At 65.9% G+C, this 5,545-nt stretch carries 7 protein-coding genes; 6 read left to right on the plus strand and 1 reads right to left on the minus strand.

Going from position 1 to position 5,545, the window contains the following annotated elements:
* Positions 1-166: 166 nt before the first annotated feature.
* From ACOADB_RS06165 to ACOADB_RS06180, 4 genes are all read left to right on the plus strand, one after another.
* The gene (locus ACOADB_RS06165; protein ID WP_378597074.1) at positions 167-508 is read left to right on the plus strand and encodes a tyrosine-type recombinase/integrase; all 342 of its coding nucleotides are present in this window, start codon (positions 167-169) and stop codon (positions 506-508) included.
* 233 nt (positions 509-741) lie between these two features.
* Positions 742-996, plus strand: coding sequence for a hypothetical protein (locus ACOADB_RS06170; RefSeq protein ID WP_378597075.1), 255 nt, complete (start codon positions 742-744; stop codon positions 994-996).
* A 409-nt stretch (positions 997-1,405) separates the two neighbouring features.
* Positions 1,406-1,993, plus strand: a complete 588-nt coding sequence (locus ACOADB_RS06175; protein WP_378597076.1) for a helix-turn-helix domain-containing protein — start codon at positions 1,406-1,408, stop codon at positions 1,991-1,993.
* 150 nt (positions 1,994-2,143) lie between these two features.
* Positions 2,144-2,563 (plus strand): hypothetical protein, encoded by a 420-nt coding sequence (locus ACOADB_RS06180; protein ID WP_378597077.1) that lies wholly within the window; start codon positions 2,144-2,146, stop codon positions 2,561-2,563.
* Here ACOADB_RS06180 and ACOADB_RS06185 read toward each other — a convergent pair whose 3' ends face one another.
* On the minus strand, positions 2,564-3,043 hold the full coding sequence (locus ACOADB_RS06185) for a hypothetical protein (RefSeq protein ID WP_378597078.1): 480 nt from the start codon (positions 3,041-3,043) through the stop codon (positions 2,564-2,566).
* A 1,072-nt stretch (positions 3,044-4,115) separates the two neighbouring features.
* On the opposite strand from ACOADB_RS06185, the gene ACOADB_RS06190 reads away from it, so the two are divergent.
* On the plus strand, positions 4,116-5,216 hold the full coding sequence (locus ACOADB_RS06190; protein ID WP_378597079.1) for a sugar ABC transporter substrate-binding protein: 1,101 nt from the start codon (positions 4,116-4,118) through the stop codon (positions 5,214-5,216).
* A gap of 3 nt (positions 5,217-5,219) precedes the next feature.
* Positions 5,220-5,545: ATP-binding cassette domain-containing protein (locus ACOADB_RS06195; RefSeq protein WP_378597080.1), on the plus strand; the 326-nt coding region annotated here is incomplete at its 3' end.

Consider the following 5,545-nt stretch of genomic DNA (forward strand, 5'->3'; position numbering starts at 1 on the left):
TCCGTCGGTGGACGGTTTGCCCTCGTGTGGCCGGAAGCGCGGCGCTGAGTGCGAACGCCGAACGGGCGGCGGCCTGCAGCTGGTCGAGCCCAAGACAAAGGCCTCGAAGCGAACCATCGTGTTGCCTCAGCCGCTCGTCGATGAGCTCCGTGCCCACCGCGCAGTGGTGAACCGCCGACGCCTCGCAGCCGGATCCGACTGGGACACCACCCACGACCTGGTGTTCCCCGCCGCCAGCGGCGGCCTCATCGATCCCGCACGTGACCACACCGAGTGGAAGACGCTCCTGCAAGGAGCCGGCGTCAGGGAGGTCCGCCTCCACGACGCCCGCCACACCGCAGCCACCCTGCTGCTCCTGCAGAACGTCGACATCCGCACCGTCATGTCCATCATGGGCTGGACCGAGATGGCCACCGCCCAGCGCTACACCCACGCCGTTGATGAACTTCGACGTCGCGCAGCGCGTCAGATGGGGACGCTGCTCTGGGAGGGACAGGCGGAAGGGTGAGCCACGGATCGCATACGGAGGTAGGGCATTGCGCCCGCTGCCCCCGCAAGTCCTGGCATCAAGGCAGGATGACATCGGTGGAGACTGAGGTGTGGGTGAAGGTCGCCGGGTTTGTGTTGCTCGCGGCCGGTCTGTGGTGCACCGTCACAAGCCTGCGGATCGTCCACGTCGGAAAGAAGCTCGACACCCAGTAGTCACGGGGCTCCGCCCGTGCGCGCACGGCAATCCGTAACGTGAAGCACAAGGTGTTGGGCAAACCCTCGACTCAAACTATCCAGCCGACCTCGATAGCAGGCGGCTCCCTCGTCGGGAACATCACTCTCACGGCTACAGGTGCTGTGACCTCCGGCCGTGAGCCGACAACCGACGAGCGCGTCGAGGTGCTTGAACGCGACCTGGAACAGGTCCGCGAGGCTCTCAGTTCGCAGTCTCACGATCTTGGTGGTCGCATCGACAGTCTGCGGGCCGACATGGACAGCGGCGTGTGATCACTCAGTGCGCGAATGGAGGCGACAGAGACTGAGGCGTCGAAAGTCGATGCGCGCGATCAATTACGAGACATGGGGCCTGCAGTTCACCATCCTCGGCACGGTCTGCCAAGGCGCTGCGGAGTTCGTGTGAAAGCAGCGAACCCCGCTCAAGGGCGTTGTGTGCGGAGCCGCTGGAACCCCGCAGGTGAGGTAGGGGCGGTCCGAATCCTGGGCGCTACTCGGACGCGGGTGTGTCCGCCATCTGCTGTAGCCCATCGGCGAGCTCCGAACAATCCACGGGCTGGCCGAGGTGCTGTGCCCTGCGCATCAAGCGGCGGCTGAACGGGCTGAGCCCGTGGCGGCGGGTCGATCGCGAGCCCATGGCGGTGGTTCCTGATCGGGTACCATGACGCTGGAAGGGAGGCGCATGGACACGGACGCGCAGGACGTCGCGAGGCAACTGCGCGCAGCCCTGCGCCGCAGCGGGCTCAGTCTGCGCGGCTTCGCCGCAGCCCTGGGGACGTCTCACTCACGCCTGTCGTCGTACCTGAATGGCACGGCCAGTCCATCTGCCGCGTTCTTCCTGAGAGCACTGCGCCAAGGTGCTGCGTTGGGCGAAGCAAACGAGCGCGGATGGATGACACCGCAAAGCACCCGGCAGGCACTGAAGGACGCGATCGCGCAGGGCGATGATCGATGGGCCTTCAAGGTCATCACCCAGGCTCGTGACCAGGTTCGCGCAATGCTCGCCAGTCCGGGTGAGCCTGGCGCTGCGTGGGAGACCCGACCGTCGAGCACGAGTGAGGAGAAGTGGGACGGGCTGCTCGCAGCCCTCATTGCGCACGAGTTCGCGACGTCCGGTCGGACGCCGCCGGCATGGACTGAGTTCCGTGCGGCGCAGGAGTGGGTCATTCCGAACCTGTTGCTCGAGGAGACCGATATCCGCGAGGCGACACCCGCCTGGCTGGCTGAACGCGGCATCTACATCGCCCAACGCGACCTGATCACCGCCTGAGCGCCCCGACCGAGCTCGACGGCGACCGCCTGCGTGCACTGCTTGCCGAACTCGACAACCGGTTGGCGCAGCGGAATCTCGGCCGGCCTGTACGTCGTGGGAGGTGCCGCGATCGCCCTCACCATCAGCGAACGCCGGCTCACCCTCGACGTGGACGCGCTGGCCACCGACCAGGCTGTGTACGACGAGGCGGCGGTGATCGCCCGGCAACACGGGCTACCGCCGACGTGGCTCAATCCGAGCGCCGCGCCCTGGATCCCACCGCGCCCGTCCAAGCCGCTGCCAGTTACACCGGGACTCCACGTGGAGTACGCGCCGCTCGAGCACATCATGGCGATGAAGATGGTCGCGATGAGGGAGCGCGATTACCCGGACATCGCCGAGTTGGCGCGGTCGCTCGGACTGGCAGAGGCTGACGGAGCCGCCTTCGAGCAACTGCTGCGTGACGCCTATGGTGATGAGGACATCCTCGCGATGGCGCTCGGCATCCGCCACGACGACGATGTCAACGCCGAGCTCCGGCACCTTGGGCAGGCCACGCGCAGGATCGTCCAGCACTTCCGTCCGTAGTCAACGAGGCGGGCTGGGCCGTTCGAGGTCTGGCGAAAGTTCGCCCGCGATCAGGCGGATCCCGTTGCGCACGGGCAGCCACTCGGGGGCCGACAACGTCCCGTCGAGTCGCCTCCGCTCGAGATGCACCAGAAGCTTGCCGACGGCTTCCGGGTCGTTGCGAATGACTCGCAGCGCTTGGTCGGGTGACGGCGTCGCTGATCGCCGATCGCCGCCTTCGGTCACGGCCTCCGGTGCCGGACTGGATGCCGCCACGCCGCCCGACAACCCACGCTGAGCGCCTGCGGTAGGAGGGCGCGGTACCTCGACCACGCGCACCTCGATGGCACCTCTGCGCGCGCCGAGCCGTCTCAGCGCGGCGTCGTTTCGGCAGCGGGTCGAGCACCAGACCGGCCGGCGGCCGACGCCGCCGTAGATGACCGCTGCGCCGCAGCTCGGGCAGGTGGTGGCGTCTTCGTCAGATTGCTTGGGGCCGGTCACGACGTTGCCTCAGGTCGGGAGGCATGCGCGGTCATGCCAGTGTTTCGCACAATCGAAACATCGGACGTGCCGGCAATGCAAGAGGTGTGTAGCACTTCGTTCGTTGCGGAAATTCGGGGGGACGCTAGGCGTCGGTGAAAGCGGCAAGGCGCGTGGTCAGAGCGTCTGACGGCTTGGAATCAGTGGCTGGCTGAATGCGAACGGGGTGCTGGCAGTTCCCATGTGCGTGCTGGCTGGGGTGGAACCTGGGGCCCGCTTCTGGATCAGCCGGTCGGCGATTCGCCTGGCCGCGCCTTTATGACTCGCGAACGAAGGCGCTGGGAGGGAGGGCGCCCGTTGCGGGCGGCGCGTATCTACGCCCGTCATTGCATGCGTGCCGCTCGGTTCCGCTCGGTTCCGAGCCTCTCAATCTCCCGTGGCAGAGCTGGTCCTTGGACCCGTCGGAGTCCATCAACGATCGTCATTTCGGGCTTGCCGCCGATGACGACGGTGAGATTTCGGCGGAGATGTTTCGTGCCGCCGGAGCCGGGACGACAGCGGGCGCGCTGCCGAGCGATAGGGCCGGCGGCTTTGTGTGGAGAGCGCGAGCGCTGACGGAGGGTTGGCCCACATTGAACGCGCCCGCCAATTCGACGCCGAGGTCATCGAAACTCATGCGCCACGCCGAGAGCGTCCCCTGACCATTGGTGCACCGTGGAACGGGTTCAACGAGAGCCTCGAAGACCGGCGCTCGCAATACGCGGTGGCAAACAGCTGACCATCGTTGGAGAGATGATCGATGAGGTGGTGTTCGGCGGGATTGACCTAGCAAGTACTCATGCCACGGACTCGCGATCGTGAGCGTCAATGAGTCGGACGACCGCGTGGTGGACTAAGCGGGCGATGGTGAACGGCCGCGCGCCTACGTGCCGGCCGTCTGAGAGCGCGGATCGAAGGCGCAAAGTAAATTTCTGACGCAATCCGACAGAAATTTTATTACTGAACGGTCAGCGACTACGTATTCGGGGTAGTGTGCTCCGCATCACAGGTCGCGTGCACCTCACGGTGTGACGCCCGAAGCAACAGGAGAGTCATGCCTTCCCTACACCGCGCCCTCGCGCCCACCACGATCGCAATGATCGGGATTTCGATGGCCCTTGCTGCCTGCGGGTCGGATTCCGACTCCGGATCCGGCAAGGGGAGTACCAGCGACGCGGCCATCGTGCACGCCAAGTCGGAAGTCGAGAGGTACTCGGCATCCGCCGAGGTCAAGATTCCGGCTCTCGCGTCAGCCCCGCCGAAAGGGAAGACGGTCGCCCAGGTCAACTGCACCCTGCCGACATGCTCGGTCGGGGAGATGGAAGCGCCGGTAGAAGCTCTCGGCTGGGAGCTGGAGGTCTTCGAGTACGACCTCACCAAGGGGCCCCAGGATTACGTACGCGCCTTTGACCAGGCGTTGGACTCCAAGCCGGACTATCTCAGCATCACCATGGTCTTCCCGGAGGACATCGTGAAGGACCAGCTCGACCGCGCGGAGGCCGAGGGCATTCCTGTGATCGGCGCTGGCGGCGTGAACGAGGAGCGGCCGGTCGCCGTCATCCAGAGCGAGGTCCCCTTCCTCGAGGCTGGTGCCATCACTGCCGACATCGCGCTAGCTGACGCTGAGGGCACCATCGACGCGGTCATCCCGGTCGACCCCTCCATCCCCCTGCACACCACCATCGCCGAGGGAGCTCAGGCCGAACTCAAGGAGCACAGTCCCGCCTCAAAGGCGGAGATCCTCGAGCTGAGCCTGGCCCAGCCCGCAGCCACCAATGTCACCGGCATCGTGAACTACCTGAAGCGCAGCCCGGACACGAAGTACATCCTCTTCGGCGGATCGTCGCTGTACGCCGGACTTCAGCAGGGACTCGAGGCCGCCGGCCTGGCTGACAAGGTGAAGCTGATCCTCGCCTTCCCCTTCGAAAGCGACATCCAGGCCGTCAAGAACGGTGAGTTCATCGCCACTGTCGCCGGTGAGGCCACGCACCAGTGGCGCTCGGTGGACGTCATGGCGCGGCTCTCGGTAGGTGAGAAGATCACCGAGCAGAAGCCGACCAGCTCCTTCCGCATCATTACGCCGGACGCCGCGTCGCTCGAGAGCCTGGACCCGCCGAACTGGGCAGAGTCGTTCAAGGCAGCTTGGGGCGTCTGACCGATGTCCGACAACTCTCTCGAGGCGTCGGCGCTGGTCCTCAAGGGTCTGTCCAAGGCCTTCAGCGGTCAGTACGCGTTGCGGGACGTGAGCGTCGAGGTCGAGGCCGGTGAGATCCATTGCCTCCTGGGGCAGAACGGGTCTGGCAAGTCGACCCTCATCAAGATTCTGGCCGGGTACCACACGCCTCAGGCCGGAGCGTCGGCGAGGGTGTTCGGGCGAGACCTTCACTTTGGGTCGCCGCCGTCGGGGCACGACCTGGGAATCCGTTTCATCCACCAGGACCTCGGGCTGATCGACACCCTGACGGTCGCCGAGAACCTGCGACT

It is taken from the genome of Nocardioides sp. CPCC 206348, from assembly GCF_048654705.1.
In the GTDB taxonomy this organism is placed as follows: Bacteria; Actinomycetota; Actinomycetes; order Propionibacteriales; family Nocardioidaceae; genus Nocardioides.